Annotated in this window: 27 protein-coding genes and 1 pseudogene; 13 read left to right on the top strand and 15 right to left on the bottom strand. The window is 66.5% G+C overall.

The genetic code is table 11. The features are described 5' to 3' along the window. Nucleotides 1-230: 230 nt before the first annotated feature. The 11 genes and pseudogenes from RKE40_RS05760 to RKE40_RS05710 form a co-directional block, all read right to left on the bottom strand. A pseudogene (locus RKE40_RS05760) lies at nt 231-479 on the bottom strand (hypothetical protein); the annotation flags it as partial. A 304-nt stretch (nt 480-783) separates the two neighbouring features. Then, a complete protein-coding gene (locus RKE40_RS05755) occupies nt 784-1,503 on the bottom strand; it encodes a hypothetical protein (RefSeq protein WP_316017280.1) in 720 nt (239 codons plus the stop codon). Then, complete coding sequence (locus tag RKE40_RS05750) at nt 1,485-2,258, bottom strand: aspartate/glutamate racemase family protein (RefSeq protein ID WP_316017279.1); 774 nt, start codon at nt 2,256-2,258, stop codon at nt 1,485-1,487. The genes RKE40_RS05755 and RKE40_RS05750 overlap by 19 nt, the downstream gene beginning before the upstream one ends. A gap of 32 nt (nt 2,259-2,290) precedes the next feature. Continuing rightward, nucleotides 2,291-3,271 (bottom strand): ABC transporter ATP-binding protein, encoded by a 981-nt coding sequence (locus RKE40_RS05745; RefSeq protein WP_316017278.1) that lies wholly within the window; start codon nt 3,269-3,271, stop codon nt 2,291-2,293. Continuing rightward, a complete protein-coding gene (locus RKE40_RS05740) occupies nt 3,268-4,308 on the bottom strand; it encodes an ABC transporter ATP-binding protein (protein WP_316017277.1) in 1,041 nt (346 codons plus the stop codon). Before RKE40_RS05740 ends, RKE40_RS05745 begins: the two co-directional genes overlap by 4 nt. 2 nt (nt 4,309-4,310) lie before the next feature. Further along, nucleotides 4,311-5,210, bottom strand: coding sequence for an ABC transporter permease (locus RKE40_RS05735; RefSeq protein WP_316017276.1), 900 nt, complete (start codon nt 5,208-5,210; stop codon nt 4,311-4,313). A gap of 1 nt (nt 5,211) precedes the next feature. Continuing rightward, a complete protein-coding gene (locus tag RKE40_RS05730) occupies nt 5,212-6,165 on the bottom strand; it encodes an ABC transporter permease (protein WP_316017275.1) in 954 nt (317 codons plus the stop codon). Between the two features lie 223 nt (nt 6,166-6,388). After that, a complete protein-coding gene (locus RKE40_RS05725; RefSeq protein ID WP_316017274.1) occupies nt 6,389-7,987 on the bottom strand; it encodes an ABC transporter substrate-binding protein in 1,599 nt (532 codons plus the stop codon). A gap of 204 nt (nt 7,988-8,191) precedes the next feature. Beyond that, nucleotides 8,192-9,844 carry an ABC transporter substrate-binding protein gene (locus tag RKE40_RS05720; protein ID WP_316017273.1) on the bottom strand — a complete coding sequence of 551 codons (1,653 nt, stop codon included), beginning with the start codon at nt 9,842-9,844 and terminating at the stop codon, nt 8,192-8,194. A 130-nt stretch (nt 9,845-9,974) separates the two neighbouring features. Next, nucleotides 9,975-10,193 carry a hypothetical protein gene (locus RKE40_RS05715; protein WP_316017272.1) on the bottom strand — a complete coding sequence of 73 codons (219 nt, stop codon included), beginning with the start codon at nt 10,191-10,193 and terminating at the stop codon, nt 9,975-9,977. Continuing rightward, nucleotides 10,193-10,741 (bottom strand): DUF6790 family protein, encoded by a 549-nt coding sequence (locus tag RKE40_RS05710; RefSeq protein ID WP_316017271.1) that lies wholly within the window; start codon nt 10,739-10,741, stop codon nt 10,193-10,195. The genes RKE40_RS05715 and RKE40_RS05710 overlap by 1 nt, the downstream gene beginning before the upstream one ends. A 406-nt stretch (nt 10,742-11,147) precedes the next feature. Between RKE40_RS05710 and RKE40_RS05705 the strand changes: the two genes are divergently transcribed. Both RKE40_RS05705 and RKE40_RS05700 read left to right on the top strand, forming a co-directional pair. Further along, nucleotides 11,148-12,509 (top strand): metal-dependent hydrolase family protein, encoded by a 1,362-nt coding sequence (locus tag RKE40_RS05705; protein ID WP_316017270.1) that lies wholly within the window; start codon nt 11,148-11,150, stop codon nt 12,507-12,509. A 185-nt stretch (nt 12,510-12,694) separates the two neighbouring features. Next, complete coding sequence (locus RKE40_RS05700) at nt 12,695-13,192, top strand: MgtC/SapB family protein (protein WP_316017269.1); 498 nt, start codon at nt 12,695-12,697, stop codon at nt 13,190-13,192. A 33-nt stretch (nt 13,193-13,225) separates the two neighbouring features. On the opposite strand, the gene RKE40_RS05695 is transcribed toward RKE40_RS05700, so the two are convergent. Both RKE40_RS05695 and RKE40_RS05690 read right to left on the bottom strand, forming a co-directional pair. Continuing rightward, the gene (locus RKE40_RS05695; RefSeq protein ID WP_316017268.1) at nt 13,226-13,393 is read right to left on the bottom strand and encodes a hypothetical protein; all 168 of its coding nucleotides are present in this window, start codon (nt 13,391-13,393) and stop codon (nt 13,226-13,228) included. A 139-nt stretch (nt 13,394-13,532) separates the two neighbouring features. Beyond that, nucleotides 13,533-13,796, bottom strand: coding sequence for a hypothetical protein (locus RKE40_RS05690; RefSeq protein WP_316017267.1), 264 nt, complete (start codon nt 13,794-13,796; stop codon nt 13,533-13,535). Between the two features lie 278 nt (nt 13,797-14,074). On the opposite strand from RKE40_RS05690, the gene RKE40_RS05685 reads away from it, so the two are divergent. The 3 genes from RKE40_RS05685 to RKE40_RS05675 all read left to right on the top strand — a co-directional run bounded on the left by RKE40_RS05685 (nt 14,075) and on the right by RKE40_RS05675 (nt 16,926). Next, the gene (locus tag RKE40_RS05685) at nt 14,075-15,763 is read left to right on the top strand and encodes an ArnT family glycosyltransferase (RefSeq protein ID WP_316017266.1); all 1,689 of its coding nucleotides are present in this window, start codon (nt 14,075-14,077) and stop codon (nt 15,761-15,763) included. A gap of 66 nt (nt 15,764-15,829) precedes the next feature. After that, the gene (locus RKE40_RS05680) at nt 15,830-16,582 is read left to right on the top strand and encodes a glycosyltransferase family 2 protein (RefSeq protein ID WP_316017265.1); all 753 of its coding nucleotides are present in this window, start codon (nt 15,830-15,832) and stop codon (nt 16,580-16,582) included. Further along, nucleotides 16,582-16,926, top strand: coding sequence for a lipid-A-disaccharide synthase N-terminal domain-containing protein (locus RKE40_RS05675; protein ID WP_316017264.1), 345 nt, complete (start codon nt 16,582-16,584; stop codon nt 16,924-16,926). Before RKE40_RS05680 ends, RKE40_RS05675 begins: the two co-directional genes overlap by 1 nt. A gap of 9 nt (nt 16,927-16,935) precedes the next feature. Here the strand turns inward: RKE40_RS05675 and RKE40_RS05670 are convergent, their stop codons facing one another. Both RKE40_RS05670 and metC read right to left on the bottom strand, forming a co-directional pair. Further along, a complete protein-coding gene (locus RKE40_RS05670; protein WP_316017263.1) occupies nt 16,936-17,637 on the bottom strand; it encodes a transporter substrate-binding domain-containing protein in 702 nt (233 codons plus the stop codon). Between the two features lie 14 nt (nt 17,638-17,651). Then, entirely contained in the window at nt 17,652-18,842 is a 1,191-nt protein-coding gene (gene metC, locus RKE40_RS05665; protein WP_316017262.1) for a cystathionine beta-lyase, read from the bottom strand. Nucleotides 18,843-19,120: 278 nt separating this feature from the next. On the opposite strand from metC, the gene RKE40_RS05660 reads away from it, so the two are divergent. The 8 genes from RKE40_RS05660 to RKE40_RS05625 all read left to right on the top strand — a co-directional run bounded on the left by RKE40_RS05660 (nt 19,121) and on the right by RKE40_RS05625 (nt 26,970). Then, a complete protein-coding gene (locus RKE40_RS05660; protein WP_316017261.1) occupies nt 19,121-20,146 on the top strand; it encodes an amino acid ABC transporter substrate-binding protein in 1,026 nt (341 codons plus the stop codon). A gap of 144 nt (nt 20,147-20,290) precedes the next feature. Continuing rightward, on the top strand, nt 20,291-21,310 hold the full coding sequence (locus tag RKE40_RS05655; protein ID WP_316017260.1) for an amino acid ABC transporter substrate-binding protein: 1,020 nt from the start codon (nt 20,291-20,293) through the stop codon (nt 21,308-21,310). A 154-nt stretch (nt 21,311-21,464) separates the two neighbouring features. Beyond that, nucleotides 21,465-22,490, top strand: coding sequence for an amino acid ABC transporter substrate-binding protein (locus RKE40_RS05650; protein WP_316017259.1), 1,026 nt, complete (start codon nt 21,465-21,467; stop codon nt 22,488-22,490). A gap of 140 nt (nt 22,491-22,630) precedes the next feature. Next, nucleotides 22,631-23,824: an amino acid ABC transporter permease gene (locus RKE40_RS05645; protein WP_390893249.1), complete on the top strand. Its 1,194-nt coding sequence runs from the start codon at nt 22,631-22,633 to the stop codon at nt 23,822-23,824. Nucleotides 23,825-23,834: 10 nt separating this feature from the next. Then, nucleotides 23,835-25,214, top strand: a complete 1,380-nt coding sequence (locus tag RKE40_RS05640; protein ID WP_316017258.1) for an amino acid ABC transporter permease — start codon at nt 23,835-23,837, stop codon at nt 25,212-25,214. Between the two features lie 20 nt (nt 25,215-25,234). Then, nucleotides 25,235-26,029 carry an amino acid ABC transporter ATP-binding protein gene (locus tag RKE40_RS05635; RefSeq protein WP_390893257.1) on the top strand — a complete coding sequence of 265 codons (795 nt, stop codon included), beginning with the start codon at nt 25,235-25,237 and terminating at the stop codon, nt 26,027-26,029. A gap of 190 nt (nt 26,030-26,219) precedes the next feature. Next, the gene (locus RKE40_RS05630; protein WP_316017257.1) at nt 26,220-26,552 is read left to right on the top strand and encodes a hypothetical protein; all 333 of its coding nucleotides are present in this window, start codon (nt 26,220-26,222) and stop codon (nt 26,550-26,552) included. A 130-nt stretch (nt 26,553-26,682) separates the two neighbouring features. After that, nucleotides 26,683-26,970 carry a hypothetical protein gene (locus RKE40_RS05625; protein WP_316017256.1) on the top strand — a complete coding sequence of 96 codons (288 nt, stop codon included), beginning with the start codon at nt 26,683-26,685 and terminating at the stop codon, nt 26,968-26,970. Nucleotides 26,971-26,978: the final 8 nt, after the last annotated feature.

The following is a 26,978-nucleotide window of genomic DNA, read 5'->3' as shown; positions in this document are numbered from 1 at the left end:
CTTCGTGATTGATCCGTACGAGATCGGGAAGGATCATTGGCGCGACGGCTACGTCACAGTCGTCACGGGCCGGCCTCTTCCACGGGGAACACGCGACTGATCAGAGAGCCAACTTCCCCTTCCGGCCCATCTGAGACATTCGTCGTCAGCCGACTTGACACCCATGGCCCAATAGAGAAGCCCGCGCGCGGCGGGCGGATTGGCTCAGTCGGCAGGAGCCTGGATGAGGCGGGCCAGACCATCGCCGGCAGCTCTGCGACGATCTCCGCAACACTCGGCTGTGGGCGCATGCCACCCTCGACCTTCGCCAGCTCGACAGTGACGTAGGTCCAGACAGCGGAGCGCCAGACGAACAGGGCCTGGGCCTCGGCTGCGAAGACCGGGTTGGGGTCGTCGCGGTAGCCAACTGCCGTATGGATGCTGTCGTAGCGGCGCAGCTTCGCTGTCTCGTCGAGATGCGCCTGAATGGCGCGGCTGTAGTCGTCGATGGTCGGAGGAAGCGGAGGACGGACCGAAGCGCGAAAGGCGTCGCTATCGGCCGCGCTGAGATCCACGAGCACGCCGTCGACAAGAGCTTTAGCCATCAGAGGTACCTCAGAGTTAGACGGGTGCCGGCCTTGATGTTCATGCCGATGCCGCTTCGAAAAATCCGGATCTTTTGGACAGCCCCTCCGGAGTCGGCATAGCCGTGATAGGCCAGTAGAAGCGACTGGAACGAGGGTGAGGTTGTGTAGCCGGTCGTGTAGGACGTAAGCTTGGGAAGAGTTCCACCAGCGCCCAGAGTCAGTATCGCGTTGATGGGAATTTCCCGGACGGTAAGAACCTCAGTGTACGCGCCCAGCAACAGCAATGAGCCGGGGAGAGAGGGTTGCTGAATGTCGTTCCATCCGACCCGAAAGACCCCCTTTGATAAGCGGAAGCGCCATCAAGAAAGGTTGTTCCGTTATGGCTGACCCGAAGCGCTAGCGAGTCGGAGCTCGAAGCGCTGGCCGCGATGTCGACACCCTCGATGATCGCGACCTTCTTACCGACGGGCACGGTGACGTCGATGAACGGAACATCGGCCGGCACGTCGATGACCCGCACATCTCCCCAACCAGGAATGCCGAGGGTCTCCAGCATCGCGGCGGCGTTGGAGCCGGCGAGCAGTGCGCGCGCCTGCGGGGTGAAGTCCGCAAGCGCTGCGGATGCCGCCCCGTCGAACCAGGGCAGTTTGTTGGCCGCCATGGTGACGGCCGATAGCGCCGTCAGGACATCGTCGAGCGGCTGCTTCTCGTCATCGAGTTCGGCCAGGGCCGCCTGCACGCTCAAGGAGCCGAGAGAGCCCGTGGGCATGACCGTCACGCTGGAGGCAAGCCCGTTCGTCGCGACCGGGGCCAGCGCGCCGCCGGCCTTCAGCAACTTGCCGGTAACGCCATCGAACAGAGCGACATGACCGTCCGTCGATCCGGCCGGCCCCAGCACATCGCCAGCGCCATCGCCGTTCAGGCCGGCATTGCCCATGGCGGCCGAATGTCGCCTTGTCCCAGAATGCGGGCGAGAGCGTCGGAAAGGCCGGTGCTCGCCACGGACGCCGGCAGCGCCAGATCCCCGGCGGGTGGCTTCGGCGATGGATTTCGCGCGGCTTCGAGCACAGCGGCGAAGCCGGCCTTCGTCGAGCAGATCACCGGGACGTCGACATGGGGCTGAACACGCTCCGCCAGCCCTGCGAGGCCGGCGCCGCCGAGAATGACCGCGCCGGCGCCATCTCGCTCCACCGTCCTCCGGCAGGCCTGCGTCAGAAGCGCGATCGAGCCTTCCGGGTCGCTGGCGATGTCGCCGCCGGTCGGCGCCACAGTCTCGACGGCGGCGAGATTGGCGCCAAGGCCGAGCGAGGCGACGAATTCGGTGAGGATCGGCCCCCAGCGCTCGCCGCCGGTGACGATCGAGAAGCGCCCGCCGTGCTCGGCCGCCTGCCGGCAGGCCGCCTCGGCCATGCCGACGACCGGGACGCTCGCCAACTCCTTCAGCGCCATAAGTCCTGGGTCGCCGAAGCAGGCGAGATAGACCGCGTCGCACTCGCCGCCATGCTCGGCATAGGCGTCGAGCACCGCATGGCCGGCGATCGCGCCGGCGCTGCGGCTGGAGATGTAGCGCGCGCCGAAGCGGCCCGTCGCCGGCCTGAGCTCGACATCGGTCGGTGTGAGCGGCGCAAGCACGCGCATGACCAGCGCGGTCATCTCGGGGCTGGTGTTGGGATTGAGGACCAGGATGCGCAAGGAAGTTACCGGAAAGGCTTGTGAAATCGTGTTCAGGCGGGCTGCAGCGTCGCCTCGGCTTGGACGCAGCGGACGATCCGGTCTTCGCCCAGCGTCACTGCCGGCGGTAAGCCGATCTGGCAGGCTTCGACAGCCTGCCGGCAGCGCGGCGCGAAGGAGCAGGAGGCAGGCGCCTCGTTCAGCGCCGGCGGCGCTCCGGGAATGGCCTCGAGCCGCTCGCCCTTCCTGGCGCCATGCAGGTTCGCCGCAAGCAGCCCCTTGGTATAGGGGTGCTGCGGGTTGCTGATCAGCTCGCGCACCGTGCCGGTCTCGACGATCTGTCCGGCATACATCACGGCGAGCCGGTCCGAGACTTCGACCGCGACGCCGATATCGTGGGTGACGAAGATCACGCCCATGCCGAGATCGCGCTGGAGCTGGCGCAGCAGCAGCAGGATCTGGATCTGCACGGTGGCGTCGAGCGCGGTCGTCGGCTCGTCCGCGAGCAGCAGCTTCGGCCGGGCCGCGAGCGCGAGCGCGATCATGGCGCGCTGCCGCATCCCGCCCGACATTTCGTGCGGATAGGCTTTCAGGCGCCGCTCCGGCGAGGGAATGCGGACGAGATGGAGCAGTTCGAGCGCGCGCTGCATCGCCGCGCGCCGGCCGATCTTCTCGTGCCGGGTGATCGCCTCGGCGATCTGCTCGCCGACCGTGTAGACCGGATCGAGCGCCAGCATCGGGTCCTGGAAGATCATCGAGGTGACGCGGCCGCGATAGTCGGCGAGCTCCTGCGGCCCGAGCGCCAGCACATTCCTGCCATCGACCATGACGGAGCCACCGATCTCGGTGCGGCTCTCCGGCAGCAGCCGGAGCAGCGTCTTCAGCGTCACGCTTTTGCCCGAGCCGGATTCGCCGAGGATGCCGAGCACCTTGCCGGGCTCCAGCGTGAGCGTCACGCCGTTGACGGCATGCACCGTTTGCGCGCCCCGGAAGCGCACCGTGACGTTCTCCATCGCGACGAGGGGCGCGCTCATGCTGCGTCCTCCAGCGCCGGCGCGCGGCTATGGCCCGAGCCGGGAATCTCCATATGGCAGGCGGCGAGCCGCGTGCCTGTCCCGGTCGGCGTCAGCGCCGGCTTCGCCTTGGCGCAGACGGTCTGCGCCTGCGGGCAGCGCGGGTGGAAGCGGCAGCCCTCGGGCGGGTTGATCGGGTTCGGCGGGTCGCCGGCGAGCGGCGCCTCGATCGTGCGGTTGTCCGGGTCCATGGACGGCATCGCCGAGAGCAGCGCGCGGGTATAGGGGTGGCGCGGATCCTCGTAGAGTTCGTCGACCGGGCCGATCTCCACGACCTCGCCGAGATACATCACCATGACGCGGTCGCTGATGAAGCGGACGACGTTGAGGTCGTGGCTGATGAAGATGTAGGTCAGCCCGAACTCCTCACGCAGATCCATCAGCAGGTTCAGCACCTGCGCCTCGACCGACTTGTCGAGCGCCGAGACGGCCTCGTCGAGAATGACGAGGCGCGGTCCGAGCGCGAGCGCGCGGGCGATGTTGACGCGCTGGCGCTGTCCGCCGGAGAGCTCGTGCGGATAGCGCGCCGCAAAGCGCTCCGGATCGAGCCCGACGCGGGCGAGCAGGTCGCGGGCGCGGGCAACGGCACCAGTCTTTGCGACGCCATGGACGGTCGGCCCGAAGGCGATCGAATCCTCGATGGTCAGTCGCGGATTGAGCGAGGCATAGCTGTCCTGGAAGACCATCTGCGCCTGGCGGCGATAGTCCTTGAGCGAGAGTGCCGCGCTGCCGACCGCCTCGCCATCGAACAGCATCTGGCCGGCATCTTGCGGGATGAGCTGCATCACCACGCGGGCGGTGGTCGACTTGCCGCAGCCGGATTCGCCGACCACGCCGAGCGTCTCGCCCTTCAGCACCTGGAAATCGACGCCGTCCACGGCGCGGACCACGGCGCCGCGTCCGAGCGGAAAGTGCTTGGTCAGCGCGCGGGCTTCCAGCAACGGCGTGCCGGCGCCGCCGCGATCCGACCCGTCCTCGACGTAGAGTGCCAGCGACATGGTCAGCCTTTCACATCCATGGCCGAGCGCAGCCCGTCCGAGAGTAGGTTGAACGAGATCGAGGTGATGAAGATCGCGACGCCAGGCAGGGCGGCGACCCAGGGCTGGACGTAGATCGCGGTGCGCAGCGTGTTCAGCATCAGCCCCCATTCCGGCGTCGGCGGCTTGGTGCCGAGGCCGAGGAAGGAAAGGCCAGAGGCGAGGATCATCGAGACCGAGATCAGGCTGGTCGCGTAGACGAAGATCGGGCCGAGGACGTTGCCGAGGACATGGACGCGGATGATCGTGCCCGGGCCGGCACCGCTCGCTCGCGCAGCCTCGACATAGTCCATCGAGCGCACCTGCGTCGTCACGCTCTCGGCGATGCGGGCGATCGGCGGGATGAAGACGATGGTCAGCGACAGCAGCGAGTTGAAGATGCCGGCGCCCAGCGCTCCGGACAGCGCGATCGCCAGCAGCACCGAGGGGAAGGCGTAGAAGATGTCGACGGTGCGCATCGTGATCGTGTTGTACTTGCCGCCGAAGAAGCCGGCCGAGACGCCGATCAGCGAGCCGAACACGAAGGCGATGAAGACCGGCACCACGCCCATGAACAGCGAGAGCCGGGCGCCATGGATCAGGCGCGAGAGCATGTCGCGGCCGAGTTCGTCGGCGCCGAGCGGGTAGCCGGGCGTACCGATCGGCCGCAGGCGCCGGAGCATCGAGGAGCGCGTCGGGTCGGCCGGGGCGATGTAGTCGGCGAAGATCGCCATCAGGATGATCAGCAGGACGACGATGCCGGCGCCGACCGCGACCTTGTCGCGCCGGAAACGCCTGAAGACGCCCGACCAGTAGCCCGGTGAGTGCGCCGGCGTCGGCGCGCTGGTGGTGGCGGGGACGCTCGTCGCGGTGACCGCACTCATCTCAACGCCTCCTCACACGGGGATCGAGCAGGCCCTGGACGATGTCGACGAGCACGTTGAGGCCGACGAAGAACATCGCCAGCACCAGGATCGTGCCCTGCAGCAGGGGCAGGTCGCGCTGGAAGATGGCGTTGCCGAGCAGGAAGCCGGTGCCCGGCCAGGAGAACACTGTCTCGATCAGGATCGAGCCGCCGAGCAGGTAGCCGAGCTGCAGGCCCATCACGGCCAGCGCCGTCGGCGCGGCGTTCTTCACGACATGGCGGAAGACGCCGAAATCCATCAGGCCCTTGGCCCGCAGTGCCGGCACGAATTCCTGGTTCAGGATGTCGGCGACGAGCGCCCGCACGGTGCGCGAGATGATGCCCATCGGGATCACCGACATGGTGACCGCTGGCAGGATCATGTGACTGACATGCTCCCAGTCCCATTTCCAGGCGGCGGAGCCGCCGGGACCGGCACCGCCCGGCGGCAGCCAGCCGAGCTGCACCGAGAAGACGATGACCAGCACCATGCCGAGCCAGTAATGCGGCACGGAAACGCCGAGCACCGCCAGCATCGAGGCGAACTTGTCGAGGAAGGAGCCGCGGAAATAGCCGGCGACGAAGCCGAAGAAGCAGCCGAGCAGGAAGCCGATCACGGTGGCGAGGCAGGCGATCAGCAGGGTGTTGCCGACCGCGCGCCAGACCTCGCCGGCGACTGGCCGCCCGGTCGCAATCGAGGTGCCGAGATCGCCCTGGACCGCCTTCCACAGCCAGAGGCCGAACTGCACCGGGAGGGGACGGTCGAAACCGTAGAGCTTCCTGATCTCCTCCTGCATCTGCTGGGAGGCATCGGGAGGCAGCACCGAGGTGAGCGGGTCGCCGGGCGCGATATGGACGAGCAGGAAGCAGAACAGGCTGACGCCGAGCGCCACCGGCAGGACGTAAAGGACACGCTTGGCGAGATAGGTCAGCATCCGAGCCTCGACCGCGTCGACCAAGCGAGAGCTGCGGCGGTCTCCAAGCCGTCATGCTCGCCCTTGTGGCGAGCATCCACGTCTTTGCCACGGTCCTCGGCCAGCGCAGACGTGGATGGTCGGGACAAGCCCGACCATGACGGCAAGGACTGCGACGCGATCGCGGCTTCGGCGCCGCGAGGCCGCAGAAGGATGCTCTCGGCCCGTTCCCGCATCTTCAGCCTCACTTGTCCATCGTGATCGGCGAGAAATCCTGGAACCAGTTCTGCGCCTGCACGAAGCCCTTCACCTTGGGCGACATGGCGCGCGGGTTGACGTCGTGCGTGACCATCAGGAAGAGCGCGTCGTCGACGTATTTCTCATGCGTCTTCTGCAGGATCTTGGTCTGCTCGGCCGGATCGAAGGTGGTGCGGATTTGGTCGAAGAGCTTGTCCATCTCGGGGTCGCAATAGAGACCCCAATTGGTGCCCGCCGGCGGCTTCAGATCGCATTGCAGATGGCGGATGAAGCCGGTGAACGGATCCTGGATGAAGTAGGTGTAGTTCATCCCGGTGCCCTTGCGCGACGAGTCGTGGTTCGCGCCGGCCCGCCAGATGTTGATCAGCGTGTTCCACTCGACCACTTCGAAGTCGACCTTGATGCCGACCTCGGCGAGGTTCTGCTGGACGAACTCGTTCATCGGCAGCGGCTGCATCTGGCCCGAGCCGGAGGGCGAGATCAGGATCTTGGTCTGCAGCGGCTTCTCCGGCGAGAAGCCGGCCTCGGCCAGGAGCTTCTTCGCCTCGGCCTGGTCGAGCTTCAGCTTGAACTTCGGGTTGCCGAACCACTGGTGGCCGGGCGGATAGAAGCCCTCGGCCGGGATCATCATGCCGCCGAGGAGCTCCTTCAGGCCCTCGCGGTCGATGGCGAGATTGGCGGCCTTGCGCACGCGGATATCGTTCCAGGGCGAGCCCTCGATGCGCGAGAGGTGCCAGGTCCAGTTGTGCGGATAGGCGTTGGTGACGATCTTGAAGCCGGCGCCTTTCAGAGAGGCCAGCAGGTCCGGGGAGGGCGCCTCGATCCAGTCGACCTGGCCCGAGCGCAGCGCCGCGGCGCGCGCATTCGGCTCCGGAAGCGGCAGCAGCACGAGCTTGTCGAGCTTGGGCACGCGCGCCTTGTCCCAGTAGTCCTTGAACGGTGCGAGCTCGGCCCGCTCGCGCGGCTGGAAGGCGGTGAGCTGCCAGGGGCCGGTGCCGGACGGTGTCTTGGCGAAGGCTTCCCAGCTCTTGCCGAGTTTCTCCCATTGCGTCGGCGAGGACATCATCACCCAGGCGATCTGGTAGGGCAGCGTCGCGTCGGGCGATTTGGTGGTGATCTCGACCTTGTATTTGTCCAGCACCTTGTAGGTGGCGACGGCCGGAATCCGCGAGCGCCCCTGCGCGGCCTGGCGCTGGTCGAATTGCGGGCTGTCGTTCTTCAGGAGCTTGTCGAGGTTCCAGACCACCGCCTCGGCAGTGAATTCGGAGCCGTCATGGAACTTCACGCCCTCGCGCAGGGTGAAGACCCATTTTGTCTTGTCGGCGGCATCGACCGCCCAGGCGGTGGCGAGGCCGGGCTTCAGGTCCGAGGGCTTGTCGGCGCTGGAGAGGTCCCAGTTGATCAGCGCGTCGTAGACCGTATAGCCCATGAAGCGCATGCCTTCGCCGCCCTGGTCGGTCTGGCCGGTGGTCAGCGGAATGTCCGAGGCGGTCATGCCGATGCGCAAGGTGCCCTGCGCGAAGCCCTGCTGGGCGAAGAGAGCGACGCCGGCGGCGAGCGACCAGGCGAGAGCGGAACGGACCATCGTGCACCTTTGAGCTGGAAGAGTTCCTGATCCGGCTTAGCAAGCGGCATGCCATGCTTCCGGGGGAGGGCTGGAGCCTTGCCGGGATGCTCGCCCTCGCGGCGGGCATCTATGTGCTGGACAGCGCATTCGGCCGGCGCAGCGAAACCGTGGATGGTCGGGACGAGCCCGACCATCGCGCAGCGCGTGAAGCCTATGGCCCCGTCACTCCATCGACATCGGCGCGAGGTCGATGAACCAGCTCTTGGGCTGGACCACGCCCTTGACCTTGGCGCTCATCGCGCGCGGGCCGACATCGTGCGCCACCCAGACGAATGGGGCTTCCTCGACGATGCGGGCATGGAGCTTCGCCAGCGCCGCATCGCGCGCGGTGCCGTCGAAGGAGGTGCGCGCGTCGGCGATCAGCTTGTCGAACTCGTCATTGCCGAAATAGCCCCAGTTGTTGGAGACCGGCGGGAAGGTCTTGGTCGAGACGAAGCGGACCATGGCGAAGAACGGGTCCATCGCCGCATAGGTGACGTTGGTGGCGTTGGCGCCGCGGGCGTTGGCGTGCTTGGCGCCCTCGCGCCAGTTGGTGAAGACGGCGTTCCACTCGCCGACCTCAAGCGCGACGTCGAAATAGCAGTCCTTCAGCGCTTGCTGCATGAACTCGTTCATCGGCAGCGGCTGCATCTGGCCGGAGCCGGAAGCCGAGGTCAGCACCTTCACCTTGGCCGGCTTGGCGGCGGAGAAGCCGGCTTCCGTCATCAGCTTCTTGGCGGCTTCGAGGTCGTACTTGATCTCGAACTTCGGATTGCCCCACCAGGGATGGCCGGGTGGCACGGTCCCCTTCGGGATTTCCATCAGCCCGCCGAGCAGTTCCTTGAGCTCGGTCCGGTTGACGCAGAGATTGGCCGCGTGGCGGACCTTCTTGTCGAGCCAGACCGAGCCTTCGGCGAAGGAGAGTTGCCAGGGCCAGACATGCGGCTGGGCGTTGGTGTAGACGGAGAAGCCGCGCTGCTTGATCTGCGGAACCGCATCGGGCGCCGGCGCCTCGATCCAATCGACCTGGCCGGCGAGCAGCGCCGCGGTGCGGGCATTGGCCTCCGGCAGCGGCAGCAGGACGACCCGGTCGACCTTCGGCACCCGCGCCTTGTCCCAGTACTCCTTGTTGGCGACCATCTCGAAGCGTTCGCGCGGCACGAGCCGGACGCCCTTGAACGGCCCCGTGCCCGAAGGATCGGCCGAGAAGGCGGCCCAGGCCTGCTTGGCGCGCTCGCCGGCATCGGTGACCGAGGCCGGAACCGCCGCGAGCTTGGCGGCCCAATGCGCGGGCGAGGCCATGTAAAGATTGGTCAAGTTGATCGGCAGGAAGGCGTCGGGCTCGGAGGTGGTGAGCTCGACGGTCAATGGGTCGACGACCTTCGCCGACTTCAGCGTCGGCATACGCGACACCGTAACGCCCACCTGATCGGCAGCAAAATGCGCTGCCTCTTTGTTGAGCACCTTTTCGACGTTCCAGACTACCGCTGCGGCATCGAAGGCCGAGCCATCCTGGAATTTCACGCCGGGGCGCAGCTTGAACACCCATTTGGTCTTGTCGCTGGCGTCGACGGCCCATTCGGTGGCGAGGCCGGGAATGACGATGCTCGCCTTTTCGGCCGAGGACAGGTCCCAGTTGGTCAACCCGTCATACATCGGGATGCCGGTGAAGCGATTGCCCTCGAAACCCTGGTCCGGCTGGCCATGGGTGCGTGGGATATCGGCTGCGGTCATGCCGATGCGCAGGACCTTTTCCTGTGCGAACGCCGCCGTGCCGAGTGCGGTGGAAACCCCCAGCGCCAGCAGTCCGGCGCGCGTAAACGTCTTCGACGACATGATCATGCTCCCCTGTGCAGCCCGGCGTTGGTTCGCGCGGATCTGCCGGCGAGCTAGCAACCGGCATGCCAGAGCGGCGGAGAGGCCTGCTTCGTGGGAGGTGTTGTCCTGTCGATCTTCCGGCGCTCGCTCACTGGCGCCGGCGCGGCATGGATCGGGCGAGGTAGCCGAGCGCGAAGCCGACCAGCGCAAGCGAGATGCCGGTGCAGATGACACCGGCCGGCGTTATCCGGGCGCGGCCCTGCAGGGTGACGTGCCTGCCCACGCGCAGGTCGAACTCCGCTCGCATTTCCTCGGGGTGCGCGGGAAAGGCTTCCGCGGTCACCGGCCTGGTTTCGATCTCGGGCATCATTCACCCCCTGTTTCACGCTTCGCCCGCAGGTAGAGCAGCGGCAGCAGGATGATCTGCGCGATCGTGACTGCCAGCAGTGCCCCGAAATTGTTGGGTGCGAAATTGCCGCCGGCGAATGCGTCATGGACGTGATTCGCCGCGACGCCGAAATAGAAGAGCACGACGCAGAGGATCACCGCAGCCTTGAAGGCGAGAGGCCGCCAGAACGAGACGATCGCAGTGATCCCCATCGCGATGTCGGCCACGCCGATCTCGTACTCGAACGGGCTCGGTTGCCATCCGATCGATCGCGACGCGATCTCCGGAAAGAAGACATGGAAGCCGCCCGACCAGACGCCGCCGAGGCCGACGGGTAACAACAGCAGCCAGTTAAAGAGCCGCATGCCATGGGAAGGCGGAGCCTTGAGGCAGCAGGCCATCACAAAGGCCAAGACGAACAGCAACGGCGTCAGGTTGCCGAGCACGAGGCGGATGATCGCTTCAATCATGACCGTCTCCGGACGAGCCTGGCGCCCAGAATGACTGAAACTGCCAGTCGACGCCATCGAGCCGCCGGCGCGGCCGGCTTCGTGTTTGATCTGGATTAAGCACGCGCGTGCCGGAGCTCTGTAGCAGGGAATGGCTGCCACTTGCCGAAGTGGAGATGGTCCACTTTCTGGTGAGGACGAGATCGAAGTGATGGATGCGGTTCTGGTGGGAGGTGGAATGCTCTCGGTGGCGGGCGTCTCTTGGTGGGCGACTATCCGCTGGAAGCTGTAGATACTTCCGGCGGTTATGCGGATTTCGTGAAGTCCTTTTGGAGCGGTTGCCCGCGCTGAGGCGGCCCGCTGTATCACCGCGCCTTGTGCCGAACGCCTGAAGCGGGGATGCTGCCGGCGAGCCGGCCGCTGCGTGAGTCCCGTTTTACGGAGAGGCTCGGCGCTTCGTCATTCTGCTTCGGGAGGCCGTGAGATGAGAATGCTGACCCGGCGGCGGCTCCTCGCGACTCTTCCCGTGCTGGCTTCGGGCCTCGCGAGCCCGCTGCGGGCGCAGCCGGCGGCGCCTGCCGGGGCCGCGACCACGCTATTCCAGGACGTCCGCATCTTCGACGGCACGGGCGCTGCACTCTCGGCGCCATCCCATGTCCTCGTCCGCGGCAACCTGATCGAGCGCATCTCGACGACCCCCATTCCGGCTGAAGCCGGAACCATTGTGATCGCAGGCGGCGGGCGGACCTTGATGCCGGGCCTGACCGACATGCACTGGCATGCGATGATGGTGCGCTCGACGCCGTCGCAGGCGATCTTCGGCAATCTCGGCTTCAACTATTTGTCGGCCGGCGCCGAGGCTACCGCCACGCTGATGCGCGGTTTCACCACCATTCGCGACATGGGCGGGCCGTCCTTCGGTCTCAAGCAGGCGATCGATGCCGGGGTCCTTCCCGGACCCCGCATCTACCCGTCCGGCGCGGTCATCACGGTGACGAGCGGCCATGGCGACTTCCGGCAGCAGACCGAGCTGCCACGATCGCCTGGGACATTGTCGCGGATGGAGCAGATCGGCGGCAGCATGCTAGCCGACAGCCCGGACGAGGTGCGCCTGCGGGTCCGCGAGCAATTGATGCAGGGCGCCTCGCAGATCAAGTTGACCGCCGGCGGCGGCGTCGCGTCGCCGTTCAGCCCGCTCGACGTCTCGACCTTCACGGCCGAGGAGCTGCGCGCTGCCGTCGAGGCCGCCGAGAACTGGGGCACCTACGTCACAGTTCATGCCTATACGCCCGCTGCTATCAAGCGTGCGATTGCGGCAGGCGTGAAATGCATCGAGCATGGCCATCTGATGGACGAGGCATCGGCCAAGCTGATCGCCGACAACGATATCTGGCTCAGCACGCAGGCTTTTCCCGATGAGATGGCCGAGGCGTTTCCGCCGGGCTCCGGCGAGCGCGCCAAGGCCTATTCGGTGTTCGCCGGAACGGAGAAGACATTCGAGCTGGCGAAAAAGTACAAGCTCAAGATCGCCTTCGGCACCGACATCCTGTTCTCGGCGCAGCTCGCGACCCGGCATGGCGAATTGCTCGCCAAGTTCGCTCGGTGGTTCACGCCTGCCGAGACACTCGCCATGGCGACCGGCACGAATGCCCGCCTTCTCGAGCTGTCCGGCCTGCGCAATCCCTATCCGGGCAAGCTCGGCGTGGTCGCAGCCAACGCCCTGGCGGACCTCTTGCTGGTCGACGGCAATCCGCTCGAAAACATCAACCTCGTCGCCGATCCCCACAGGAGTTTCGTGGTGATCATGAAGGATGGCCGGATCTTCAAGAATACGTTGGCGCGCTGACCGGAGCGCGGGGCCGACCCGGAGCCGGCTGCCTCCGCCGGACCTTCGGTTGCTCGAACGGGCCGCTTGTCCGCCGAACCGCCGTTCCTGCGCGAGCGGAACACGGTAGGCCGTGCTTGGTTGGAGTGCCTTGAAGGGCGCGCCTTCCAGCTTGGAGGCCAGCCGGAAGAAGCGCGGGGGGCATCATGATCATGATCGGTGAGATGGAGTTGATCGGCAGATTGCTCATCGGCACCGCTGCCGGCGTCGCCGTCGGCTTCGAGCGGACGCGCAAGCAGAAGAGCGCGGGGATTCGGACCTTCGGTCTGGTCGGGCTCGGGACTGCGGCGGCGGCCTCGATCTTCAGCGATCCCAGCCAGACCGATGCGGCGAGCCGCGTCGTGCAGGGTATCGTGACCGGGATCGGTTTCCTTGGTGCCGGCACCATCGTGCTGCGCGATCGCGAGCTGCACCCGCGCGGCCTGACGACCGCGGCCGCGATCTGGGTTACGGCCGCGCTCGGCTGCGCCGCCGGCCTCGGCGACTGGCCGATCGTCGTGACGGCGGTGTTCGTCGCTCTTCTGCTGCTCGCGGTCGACCATTCCATCGAGCGCTGGGCCGGCGGCGATCGGGACTTGGAGGCCGAGGCTTCGGGCGCCACGCAGGATCGCGAGGGCGCGCCCTCGAAGGCGCCGGAACCCTGATCCGATGTAGCCTTGGCGCCGGTCTCGCGGCGATCAGTGGATGGATTCGTCGCGGCGCAGTTCGAAGGCGAGCATGGCCTCGGCCAGTGCCTCCAGTTCGCGCGCCTTCTCGGGACTGTCGGGCGTAATGCTCAACTCGGCCACGCGCCGCTGCGCCTGCTCGTAGTCTTCGTCCGTGTGAACGGCGATCGGCGTCTTCATGGTCAAGCCCTCTCGCTGCTGCCGCGAAGGTGAGCTTGCGCGTGCAACCATGCGGCTTCAACGGATAAGGAGGCTGATGGTTCGTCCCGGATGGGCGCGCCGCCGCGGGATTCCGCCGTACCGCGAAGGCAGTAGGGCGCTACTCCCCCCGTCCCCAATTGCGCAATTGCCTGATCGACGGTCTCGCCCGCCAGAGATCAGCCGCGAGTCGCAGACCGAAGAACAGGGCGAAGCTCGGCAGGGCTGTCGCCACGGGCACGGTCGCCAGGCCCATCGCACAGCCGCCTGAATCGCCCGCGCCGCATTTCGGATCGAAGATCATCGCCGCGATCATGATCAGAACCGCCAGCACCGGGCCGACGACGAGGCCGAGAAGGCCGCTCTTGAAGGCGCGCCACAGCATTCCCGCGATCCTCCCAGGACCAGCGCCCGGCCGGCGCGCGCTCACGATAGCGCAGGGATTACGCAGCGTCGCGGCCGCACATGCGCGCGCGGTGACCCAGCCGCCATCTTGCCGCTGGCGGCGCGAGGCCGTAAACGCGCCGGAGCCGCGCCGCCATGATCACGCCCGAAAGCGGGGCCATGCGCTGCGCCCGATTGCGGGATCTGCCCGCGACCTCCCTGCGGCGTTCGGGCGGTCTGGTTCTGTAGCTCCGCAGATCGCGGCGGCAAGGAGTGTCGATGTCCTCGTTCGGCTCTGGGCTCGATCGGCTCGTTGGCTTCGCCTCGGCCAGCCATTGGCGAGCCTGCCTGCTTCTGGTCCTGCTTTCGCTCGGCGCCTTCCTGCCGGGTTTTTCCAGCTTGCAGCCATTCGACCGCGACGAGCCGCGCTTCGCCCAGGCCAGCAAGCAGATGCTGGAGACCCGCGACTTCGTCGATATCCGCTTTCAGGATGAAGCCCGCCACAAGAAGCCGGTCGGTATCTACTGGCTGCAATCGGCCACTGTCAGCGCCGGCGAGGCGCTGGGCGTGCCGGCGGCACGCACCACGATCTGGCTCTATCGCCTGCCATCGCTGATCGGCGCGGTCGCGACCGTGCTGCTGACCTACTGGGCGCTGCTCGCCTTCGTCGGTGCGCGCCTCGCGCTGCTCGGCGGCGCGCTGATGGCCGCCGCCGTGCTGCTCGGCGTCGAGGCCCGGATCGCCAAGACCGATGCGGTTTTGGCCGCCTGCGCCGTCGCGACAATGGGTGCGCTTGCCCGGACCTGGCTCGACTGGACGCGCTCGCTTGCCTTCGTGCCGAGCCGCCATAACTGGCTGGTGTTCTGGGGGGCGACGGCGCTCGCCTTGCTGATCAAGGGGCCAATAGTGCCAATGGTCTGGGGGCTAGCGGCGCTGGTGCTGAGCATCAGGGAGCGCTCCCTGCGCTGGTTCGCGCCGCTGCGGCCCAAGGCCGGCCTGCTGCTCTGCCTTATCGTCGTGCTGCCCTGGTTCATCGCCATCGCGCTGAAGAGCGGCGGCGAGTTCTTCGCCGAGAGCGTTGGCAAGGACATGCTCGGCAAGGTCGGCGAGGGGCAGGAGAAGCATTGGGGGCCGCCGGGTCTCTACCTCCTGCTGTTCTTCGGAACCTATTGGCCGTCGGCCGCGATCGCCGCCATGGCCGTGCCGTTCGCCTGGGTCCGGCGCCGCGAGCCGCAGATCCTCTTCCTGATCGCCTGGATCGTGCCGTCCTGGCTGGTCTTCGAGGCGGTGCCGACCAAGCTGCCGCATTACGTCCTGCCGCTTTACCCGGCGATCACGGCGCTGTTGCTGCTCGCGATGATCAATGGCGGCATCGACCGTTTCCGGCGCGGCGCGAGCCTCACGGCCGCGCTCGTCGTGCTGGTGCCGGCGGCGCTGGTCGGCGTCATCCTCTACGGCAACTGGACGCTCGACCGCACGCTGCCCTGGCTCGCCTTGCCGGTCCTGGCGCTGGCGCTGTTCTTCGCTTTCCTCGGCTTCCTTGCCTTCCAGCGCGGCGAAACCGAGGGCGCGCTCTGGCGTGGCGTGATCGCGAGCCTGCTGCTCAGCGCCGGTGTCTTCGGCCTCGCCGCGCCGAGCCTGCGCTCGCTGCAATTGTCGCCGCGGCTGGCGGAGGCGGTGCGCTCGGTCGGCTGCGCCGCGCCCAAGGTCATGACCGTCGGCTATCGCGAGCCCAGCCTCGTCTTCCTCGTCGGCACCGATCTCGCGATGGGCTATGACGGCGCTGCTGCCGCCGCCTTCCTGCGCGAGCCCGGCTGCCGTGTCGCGCTGGTCGAGCAGCGCGTCTCCCAGGGCTTCGCCGAAGGCATCGCCGGAATTTCGCCGGCGCCGCGCCTCGCCACCACGATCCAGGGCTTCAACCTCAATGGCGGCAAGCGCCTCTCGATCAGCGTCTATGTCCGCGACTGATCGGCGCTTGCCCCGTGGCGTCGCTTGACGCAGTTTGCGCCCGTAACTGCAGAAAGACCCGTTTCCGTGACCGAATCCGTGCCTTCCGCCGGCCCGCCGCGCCTCAGCATCGTCGTTCCCGTGCGCAACGAGGCGGGCAATATCGCGCCGCTGGTCGGCGACATCGAGGACGCCTGCAGCGCGATCGCGCCGTTCGAGGTGATCTATGTCGATGACGGCTCGAGCGACGGCACGGCCGCGGCGCTCGCCGAACTCGCTGGGAGCAGGCCCTGGCTGCGCATCGTCCGCCATGCTCAGTCCTGCGGTCAGTCGGCCGCCGTTCGCAGCGGGGTCCGGGTGGCAACGGCGCAGATCGTCGCGACGCTCGACGGGGACGGCCAGAACGACCCGTCCTTCCTGCCGGCGATGCTGGCACAGCTCGAAGCGGCCGGGCCCGGCGTCGGCCTGATCCAGGGGCAGCGCGTCGGCCGCAAGGACACCGGTTTCAAGCGCTTCCAGTCGCGCATCGCCAACAAGGTCCGCGGCGCCGTGCTGAAGGATGCGACCCGCGACACCGGCTGCGGGCTGAAATGCTTCCGCCGCGAAGCCTATCTCGCTTTGCCCTATTTCGATGCGCTGCATCGCTTCATGCCGGCGCTGGTCGTGCGTGAGGGCTATGCTGTCGCCCATCATGACGTGCGTGACCGCCAGCGCCTGACCGGCGTCTCGAATTACGGCTTCTTCGACCGGCTCTGGGTCGGCATGCTAGACCTGATGGGCGTATGGTGGCTGATCAGGCGCCGGAAGCGGGTGCCGCAGATCGTAGCGGAGGCGCGCTGATGCTCGTCGACCTGCAGAACATGATCGGGGACTATTTCCACGACGTCTTCGTCAACAATGTCGACTGGTGGGTGCTGCTCGGCGTCGTCGCGCAGGGCCTCTTCACCATGCGCTTCGTGGTGCAGTGGATCGCCAGCGAGAAGGCGCAGCGCTCTGTCGTGCCGATGACCTTCTGGTGGTTCTCGATCGGCGGCGGCACGCTGCTGCTCGTCTACGCGCTCTACCGGCGCGACCCCGTCTTCATCCTCGGGCAGGGATTCGGCGTCTTCGTCTACCTGCGCAATCTGCAGTTCATCCTGCGGGCCAAGGCGCGCGGCGAGGATACCAACTCCGGACCGGGCTGAGCGGCGCGCTCAGTACTCATCCGCGCCGAAGCCGTGGCGCGCCATCATGGCGCGTTGCCACTCGCTGCCCAGAAGTCTGACGAGCGCATCGTCGAAGCGCTGGCGCAGTGCCGCGCTTGACCTGCCGAAGGCGAAGGCGCCACTGGCGGGCGCTCCGTCGCTGGCGGTGACGACTGCAAGCGACGGATCCGGCCGGCGGGCGAGATGGCCGCGATGCGCCATGGCGACGCTGGCATAGGCGTCGGCCCGGCCATCGCTGACCGCCTGCACGGCTTCCTCCTGTGTCGCCACCCGCAGAATTTTCTCCGGCGCGATGCCGGCGCGCAGGCCAGCCTGCTCCTGCACCTGCCCGCCGACGACCACCAGCCGGGCATTGGCGCTCGCCACCGCCCGATAGCTCTTCAATCGCCCTTGGTCGCCCGAGCGCACCAGCAGTCCGTCAGCGAGCGACCAGACCGGCCGGCTGAAATCGACGATCGCCTGCCGCTCCGGGGTGATGAAGAGCGTCGTCGTGAGCGTCCAGCGGCCGGAGGTGAGGCCCGGCAGCAGCTCGGCGAAGGTGGTGAGCCGTGCCTCGAAGCTGGTGACGCCGAGCGCGCTGAGCGTCGCGGCCACGAGCTCGACGTCGCTGCCCGCGGCTCCGCCGCCCTGGCCGGGGTAGCAGAAAGGCGGCTCGTCGAGATAGGCGAAGACCACCGGGCCGGGCGGCATCGGCGTATCGGGCCTCAGGCGGCCGCTCGCAGCCGTGCGAAGCCGGCGTCGAGGTCCTCCTTGAGGTCCTCGAGGTCTTCCAGCCCGATATGCAGCCGGATCGTCGGCCCGGCGAAGCCAGGCTTGGTGGCCGTGCGGTAGGCCGTGCAGTCGAAGGGCAGGACGAGGCTTTCATAGCCGCCCCAGGACGCGCCCATGCCGAACAGGGAGAGCCCGTCCAGCATCGCGCCGACCGCCTTGGTCGGGACCGGCTTGAGTTCGATCGCGAACAGCGAGGAGGCGCCGGTGAAGTCGCGCTTCCAGATCGCGTGGCCGGGATCGCTCGGCAGGGCAGGGTGCAGCACACGCGCCACTTCCGGACGCGCCGCGAGCCAGTTCGCCATCTCGATGCCGGCCGGCATCTGCTCCTTCAGGCGAATGTGCATGGTGCGGATGCCGCGCAGGGTCAGGAAGGCATCCTCCGGCGCGATGATCACGCCGAGCGTCTCCCAGGCCTCGCGCAGGCGCTTATAGAGCTCCGGCGTCCGCGCCGAGACCGTGCCGATCAGCACGTCGGAATGGCCGGCATAGTACTTCGTCCCGGCCTGGACCGAGAGGTCGACGCCGAACTTGTGGGAATCGAAGAAGAGCGGCGTCGCCCAGGTATTATCCATCAGGACCAGCACGTCGCGGGCATGGGCCGCCTCGACGATGGCCGGGATGTCCTGCATCTCGAAGGTCTGCGAGCCCGGCGCCTCGGTCCAGACCGCCTTGGTGTTGGGCTTGAACAGCCCGGCGATGCCGGCGCCGATGGCGGGGTCGTAATAGGTGACCTCGACGCCCATGCGCTTCAGCATCTTGTCGCAGAAGATCCTGGTCGGCCGATAGACGCTGTCCGTCACCAGAAGGTGATCGCCGGAGGAGAGCACGGCCAGCATCGGCAAGGTGCAGGCGAGCAGCCCGGAGGGGCAGACTACGGTGCCGGCGCCGCCCTCCATCGTGTTCAGCGCCGCCAGCAGCGCGTCGATCGTCGGGTTGCCCTGCGTGCCATAGGTGTAGCGCGCCTTGCGGACCATGAAGTCTTCCATGTTCGGATAGACGACGGTCGACCCCCGGACGATAGGCGGATTGACGAAGCCATAGGAATCGGCCGGATCGCGGCCGGCAAGGACAAGGCGGGTCTTCTCGCGCAGGCGCGAGAATTCGGGCGAAGACAGCTTTTTCATGGGATCTCGGCCGGGCCGCGGGGCAGGAACGGGGCAGGAATCGGAGGCGGCCACACTTGACCACCCCCTGAAACTCGCATGTGATGTTTGAGGTGAAAAGAGGCAGGCGCGCAGGGGAGCCGTTGCTTGACGCTCATGGGTCGCTCTGGCAATCGACCGACGCCGGACACCACTCAGGAGTTGTGCATCAAACGGGACAACCAAGTCGCGACGATGCCAGGTTACCGGCACATTCCCGTCGGCAGTTGCCGGTGGGGAAACCAATGGGAGAGAGTACTATGAAAAAGATCATGGCAGCCGCGGTCGCCGGGCTGGGCCTGGCGTTCGCCGCGACGACGGCGCAGGCGCAGGCGCCGCAGACCCTGGCCCAGGTGAAGAGCCGCAATACCTTGAACTGCGGCTCCAATACGGGCCTTGCCGGCTTCGGTCTGCCGGATGCCCAGGGCAATTGGGTCGGCCTCGACGTAGACCTCTGCCGGGCGATCTCGGCGACGATCTTCAACGATCCGACCAAGATCAAGTTCATCCCGCTTTCCGCCAAGGACCGCTTCACCGCGCTGCAGTCCGGCGAAGTCGACGTGCTCGTCCGCAATTCGACCTGGACGATGTCGCGCGACACCGCCCTCGGCCTGCTCTTCACCGGCGTGAACTACTATGACGGCCAGGGCTTCATGGTCCGCAAGAAGCTCGGCGTCACCTCGGCGCTGCAGCTCTCCGGCGCCTCGGTCTGCACCCAGCAGGGCACCACGACCGAGCTCAACCTCGCCGACTTCTTCCGCGCCAACAACCTGAAGTACGAGGTCGTCGCCTTCGCCACCTCGGACGAGACGGTCAAGGCCTACGACTCCGGGCGCTGCGACGCCTTCACCACCGACGCCTCCGGCCTCTATGCCGAGCGCCTGAAGCTGACCGCGCCGGACGACCACATGGTCCTGCCGGAGATCATCTCGAAGGAGCCCCTCGGACCGGCGACGCGCAATAACGACGCGCAGTGGTTCAACCTGGTGAAGTGGGTGCACTTCGCCATGGTGAATGCCGAGGAGCTCGGCGTGACCAAGGCCAATGTCGACGAGATGCTGAAGTCGCCGAATCCGGAGATCAAGCGCCTGCTCGGCACCGAGGGCAAGTTCGGCGAGGCCATCGGCCTGACGCCCGACTGGGCCTACCGGATCATCAAGCACGTCGGCAATTACGGCGAGAGCTTCGAGAAGAATGTCGGCCAGGGCTCGCTGCTGAAGATCGCGCGCGGCCAGAACGCGCTCTGGACCAAGGGCGGCCTGCAATACGCCCCGCCGGTGCGTTGATTTGATCGGGGCGGCCGCTTCGGCGGTCGCCCCTTTCTTACCTCCAGAAGCGCTGGAAAAGCTGGTTTGCGCGGGCCGGGTGGGCCGGTTTTTGCCAGTCGACAGAGAACGGGCCGAACCCGTTCCACGAGACAGGGGAAAGGCATGATCAGAATCATCGGCGCGGCGCTACTCGTCGTCGCCAGCGTATTCGGCACTGCGCATGCGCAGGCGCCCCGGACTCTCGATCAGGTCAAGAGCCGCGGCGCCCTGAACTGCGGTGCCAATCCGGGCCTGATCGGCTTCGGCGCTCCCGACGCGCAGGGCAACTGGAGCGGGCTCGACGTCGAATATTGCCGCGCCATCGCCGCCGCGATCTTCGGCGACGCCTCCAAGGTCAAGTTCATCCCGCTCTCGGCCAATGACCGCTTCAAGGCGCTGCTGGCCGGCGAGGTCGACGTACTGATCCGCAATTCGACCTGGACGATCTCGAACGACACCCCGCCCGGACTGCTCTTCGTCGGCGTGAACTATTTCGACGGCCAGGGGATCATGGTCCGCCGTAAGCTCGGCGTCACCTCGGTGATGCAGCTCTCCGGCGCCTCGATCTGCGCGCAGCGCGGCACCACGACCGAGCTCAACCTCGCCGACTTCTTCCGCGTCAACAAGCTGAAGTACAAGGTCGTCTCCTTCGATACCGGCGCCGAGACGATCAAGGCCTATGACGCCGGCCGTTGCGACGCCTTCACCACGGATGCCTCATCGCTCTACGCCGAGCGGCTCAAGCTGACGGCGCCGGATGACCACATGGTGCTGCTGGAAATCATCTCGAAGGAGCCGCTCGGCCCGCTGACGCGCGACAACGACTCGCAATGGTTCAAGCTGGTGAGATGGGTTCACTTCGCCATGCTGAACGGCGAAGAACTCGGTGTCACCAAGGCGAATGTCGACCAAATGCTGAAGTCGGAGAATCCCGAGATCAAGCGCCTGCTCGGCACCGACGGCGCGTTCGGCGAGGGCCTCGGCTTGACCAAGGACTGGGCCTACCGGATCATCAAGCATGTCGGCAATTACGGCGAGAGCTTCGAGCGCACCGTCGGCAATCGCTCGGTATTGAAGATGATGCGCGGCCAGAACGCGCTTTGGACAAGTGGTGGCCTGCAGTACGCGCCGCCGATCCGGTGAGCTGAGACGGGAGCGGACACGCCAGATTCGTACGCTCCACACGCCTTTCTCGTTGCTGCCAGGAAAGGAGACCGGGCGGACCGGGGGCTGGTCCGGGACTTGCTAGCTAACCGAGAACGGGCAGGAACCCGTTCCGAAAACAGGGGACAGCAAGATGAAGAAGCTCATGGGCGCGGCGCTCATCGCCGCCGCCGGCGTGATGGGAGTCTCTGCAGCACAGGCGCAGGGCGGCGGTGTTCTGGCCCAGGTGAAGAGCAAGGGAACGCTTACCTGTGGCGTCGGCCCCGGTCTCGCCGGTTTCGGAATGCCCGACGCGCAAGGCAACTGGAACGGGCTCGACGTCGACCTCTGCCGTGCCATCGCCGCGGCGATCTTCAACGACCCTTCCAAGGTCAAGTTCATTCCGCTCTCGTCGAAGGACCGCTTCACGGCGCTGCAATCGGGCGAGGTGGACCTGCTCTCGCGCAACACGACCTGGACGATGTCGCGCGACACCTCGCTCGGCCTCAACTTCGCGGGCGTCAACTATTATGACGGCCAGGGCTTCATGGTCCGCAAGAAGCTCGGCGTCGACTCGGCGATGAAGCTCGAAGGCGCGTCCGTGTGCACGCAGCAGGGCACCACGACCGAGCTGAACCTTGCCGACTTCTTCCGCACCAACAAGATGAAGTACGAGGTCGTCGCCTTCGCCACCAATGACGAGACGGTCAAGGCCTATGAATCCGGACGCTGCGACGCCTTCACCACGGACGCGTCGGGGCTCTATGCCGAGCGCCTGAAGCTCAGCGTTCCCGCCGATCACATCGTGCTGCCCGAGATCATTTCGAAGGAGCCGCTCGGGCCGGTCGTCCGCCATGGCGACGATCTCTGGCTCGATGTCGTCAAATGGACGTATAATGCCATGCTGAATGCCGAGGAGCTCGGCATCACCAAGGCCAATGTCGACGACATGCTGAAATCGGAAAACCCCGAGATCAAGCGCCTGGTCGGCACCGAAGGCAAGTTCGGCGAGGCCATCGGCCTGACCAATGACTGGGCCTACCGGATCGTCAAGCATATCGGCAATTACGGCGAGAGCTTCGAGCGCAATGTCGGCATGGGCTCGCTGCTGAAGATCGCGCGCGGCCAGAATGCGCTCTGGACCAAGGGCGGCCTGCAATACGCGCCGCCTATTCGCTGAACTTTAGCGGCGTGCGGCTTTCGGGCCGCGCGCCGTCCACCTTGTCTCCGCATGGGTGAGCCGCACAAAAATGGCCGCGATCGGTCTTTCGAAGGATCGATTCCGGACCTCGGCCGCCAGATTTGAAAAGGGCGTCAGACGTGTCCACGATTTCCACGGAGCCGGTCCGACCGGGCAGAGCATCGCTTCTCTACGACCCCAAGATCAGGGGGTATGTCTATCAGCTGGCCTTGCTCGCCGTCGTCGGCTTTCTGATCTACTCCGCCGCGTCCAACGCCATCGAGAACCTGCGGGCGCAGAAGATCGCCTCGGGCTTCGGCTTCTGGCACAACGCCTCGGGCTTCGACGTCAACCAGAAGCTGATCCCCTATGATGCCTCGACCGGCACCTATGGCCGGGCCTTCTATGTCGGCTTGCTCAACACGCTGCTCGTCGCCGCGATCGGCATCGTGCTCTCGACCTTCCTCGGCTTCTTCGTCGGCGTCGCTCGGCTCTCGACCAACTGGGTCGTGGCGAAGATCGCGATGGTCTATGTCGAGGTCATCCGCAATCTGCCGCTGCTGCTGCAATTGTTCTTCTGGTACAATGCGGTGCTGAAACCGCTGCCCAATCCGCGCCAGTCGATCCAGCTGCCGGCGGGGGCACTGCTCAACAATCGCGGCCTCTACATTCCCGATCCGCATCTCGGCCCCGGCGGCAGCCTGATCGTCTGGGCCTTCCTGCTCGGTATCGTCGCAACGCTGGTCTTCCGTCATTGGGCCCACAAGCAGCAGGCGGCGACCGGCAAGCAGTATCCGATCGGGCTGGTTGCGCTCGGCCTGATCGTGCTCCTGCCGCTGGCGGTCTATTTCGTCACCGGGCGCCCGGTCTCCTTCGTCTATCCGGAGCTCGCCGGCTTCAACCTGCGCGGCGGCATCCAGATCTTCCCCGAGTTCGTGGCGCTGCTGCTCGGCCTGACCACCTATACGGCCGGCTTCATCGCCGAGGTCGTGCGCGCCGGCATCCTCGCTGTCTCCAAGGGCCAGACCGAAGCGGCCAATGCGCTCGGCCTCAGGGCCGGGCCGACGCTCAAGCTCGTGGTGATCCCGCAAGCGATGCGCGTGATCATCCCGCCGCTGACCTCGAACTACCTCAACCTGACCAAGAACTCCTCGCTCGCGGTCGCGATCGGCTATCCCGATCTCGTCCAGGTCTTCACCGGGACGGTGCTGAACCAGACCGGCCAGGCGGTCGAGGTCGTCGCCATCACCATGGCGGTGTACCTCACGATCTCGCTGGTGACGTCGCTGTTCATGAATATCTACAACCGGCGCATGGCGCTGGTCGAACGGTGAGGGCGCCCCGATGACCGATGCAACCACCGAACTGGCGCCCTACGCCTTCGTCCGCAAGGAAACCCTCGAACAGCAGGCGGCGCCGCTTTCCGTCGCCGGGCCACTGGCCTGGGTTCGCAACAACCTGTTCTCCGGACCGGTGAACACGCTGCTGACGCTGCTCTGCGTCTACATCGTCGTGGTCTCGGTGCCGGAGCTCGTCCGCTTCTACTTCATCGACGCGGTCTGGACCGGTGCCAATCGCGATGCCTGCCTCGCCGAAAAGGTCGGCCGGCCGGTCGGGGCCTGCTGGGCCTATGTCGGCGACCGCCTGCAGTACTTCATCTACGGCTCCTATCCGATCAGCGAGCGTTGGCGGGTCAACATCGTCTTCGCCCTGTTCGCGATAGGCGTGGTCTGGATGCTCTGGAACCAGGCTCCGAAGAAGAAGCTCGGCCTGTTCTACTTCTTCGTGCTGATGCCGATCGCCGCCTATGTGCTGCTCCTCGGCGGGGCTGGCGCCGAGCGCCTGCTGCGCAACGGCCTGATCGTGTCGCTGGTGCTCGCGGCGATCTATGTCGTGCTCTCCTTCGTCCCGCAGCTGGTCGGCTCCTATCTCGGAGCGGCCAACCTCGCCGTGGTCCGGGAGGCTTCGCCGCTGAAGCGCTTCTCCGGCCCCAAGCAGCTGGTGCTGTTCGCGCTGGTCGTTTTCGTGCTGCTCGGCCTGCTGGCGAGCTCGATCGGCCTGCCGCGCGTCGATACCGGCCTCTGGGGCGGCATGACGGTCACCTTCCTGATCGCGGCGGTGGGCATCGTCTTCTCGCTGCCCTTCGGCATCCTGCTCGCTTTGGGCCGGCGCTCGAAGCTGCCGATCATCCAGCTGCTCTCGGTGATCTTCATCGAGTTCGTGCGCGGCGTGCCGCTGATCACCGTGCTGTTCATGGCCAACACCATGCTGCCGCTGTTCGTGCCGCAGGAATGGTCGCCGGACCGGCTGCTGCGGCCGCTGGTCGGCGTCGCCATGTTCGCCGCCGCCTACATGGCGGAGGTGATCCGCGGCGGCCTGCAGGCGATGCCCAAGGGCCAGTACGAGGGCGCGATGTCGCTCGGACTCGGCTATTGGAGCATGATGCGGCTGATCATCCTGCCGCAGGCACTGCGGATCGTGATCCCGGGCATCGTCAACACCTTCATCGGGCTGTTCAAGGATACGACGCTGGTCACCATCGTCGGCATCTTCGACTTCCTGCGCACCATCGAGGCGACCCTGGTCGACCCGACCTGGGCGACACCGACCACCCGCGCGACCGGCTATGCCTTCGCTGCGATCTTTTATTTCCTGTGCTGTTGGGGCATGTCTCGCTATTCGATCTCGGTCGAGAAGCGGCTTGCCGCCGGCCAGAAGCGTTGAGGAGGACCAGAAACATGGCCATGGCAGAGACCAAGACCAGCGCCGCGCGCCCCGCCGCCCTGAAGCAAACCTCGCTGAACACGGCGACGGCGGTCGAGATGATCGGCGTCAACAAGTGGTATGGCGAGTTCCACGTGCTGCGCGACATCAACCTCAAGGTCGGTCGCGGCGAGAAGCTGGTGATCTGCGGCCCGTCCGGCTCGGGCAAGTCGACGATGATCCGCTGCATCAATCGGCTGGAGGAGCACCAGAAGGGCCAGATCATCGTCGACGGCACCGAGCTGACCAACGATCTCAAGAAGATCGACGAGATCCGCCGCGACGTCGGCATGGTCTTCCAGCACTTCAACCTGTTCCCGCATCTGACGATCCTCGAGAACCTGACGCTGGCGCCGATCTGGGTGCGCAAGATGCCGAAGAAGGATGCCGAGGAGATCGCGATGCACTATCTGCGCCGGGTCAAGATCCCGGAGCAGGCGGCCAAGTACCCGGGCCAGCTCTCGGGCGGCCAGCAGCAGCGCGTCGCGATCGCCCGCTCGCTCTGCATGAGCCCGAAGATCATGCTGTTCGACGAGCCGACCTCGGCGCTCGACCCGGAAATGGTCAAGGAGGTGCTCGACACCATGGTCTCGCTCGCCGACGAGGGCATGACCATGCTCTGCGTCACCCACGAAATGGGCTTCGCCCGCCAGGTCGCCGACCGGGTGATCTTCATGGACGCCGGCCAGATCGTCGAGATGAACGAGCCGAACGAGTTCTTCAAGAACCCGCAGCACGAGCGCACCAAGCTCTTCCTCAGCCAGATCCTGCACTGAGGTCGTCCATTTCCGACTTCAGCTCGGCTTTCGAGAGCGGCGTCCGCACAAGCGGGCGCCGTTTTTAGTCATGGCGGCGGTCGGGCGCGCCGCTTGGATCTGCGTTCACGATCGGTTCAAAAATTCTTGCCCATGGTCGCACCAAGTCCGCGGCAGCGTTATCGGCTGCCGCCGTGTTTGGAGAAAGACCATGAAGCGCATCATCCCCGCCCTCGTCGCGGTTCTGCTGGCCGGCGGCGGCGCCTATGCCCAGAGCCTGAACATCGGGCCGGGCGGCATCACGGTCGACCCGCGCACCCCGCATGAGCGCGCGATGGATCGCGAGATTCGGCGCGAGGAGAGGGCGCGCGAAATCCGTCGCGAAGAGCGCGCCCGCGAGCGCGAAGCCTATGAGCGCCGGCGCGATTGGGAGCGTCGTCGCGACTGGCGCGACGGCCGCCGGGGCGAGCGCTGCCGGACCATCACCACCACCGAGGAGACCCGCCGCGGCGCGGTGCGCCGCACAACCCGCATCTGTGATTGAGCGGGTTTTCCGGACGGCATCGGGCCGGCGCTAATCGCGCCGGCCTTTTTCGTTCCGGGCCCGTTCAAGGCCTACGCGGAACTTTTTGGCGATTTTCCCGTTGTTTGCCCCGAAAGCGGAGGAAAACGTCATGAAACTTCTTCTCAGTACGCTCGCCGTCGGTCTGATGCTCGGCACTGCGAGCGCGAGCGCCCAGTCCGTCAACATCGGTCCCGGCGGCGTCACCGTCGATCCCCGCAGCCCGCGTGAGCGCGCGATCGACCGGGATATTCGCCGCGAGGAGCGCTGGCGCGAGCGCGATCGTTATGAGCGCCGCCGCGACTGGCGAGCCGAGCGCGGACGCGATTGCCGGACTGTGACCGAGACCCGCGAGACCCCGCGCGGCGAGGTCAGGCGCACGACACGCGTCTGCGACTGACCACGCGA

It is taken from the genome of Allobosea rubneri (genome assembly GCF_032464875.1).
Lineage (GTDB): Bacteria > Pseudomonadota > Alphaproteobacteria > Rhizobiales > Beijerinckiaceae > Allobosea > Allobosea rubneri.
Note: the sequence above shows the minus strand (reverse complement) of the source record. Positions and strands in the feature narration are given on the sequence as shown.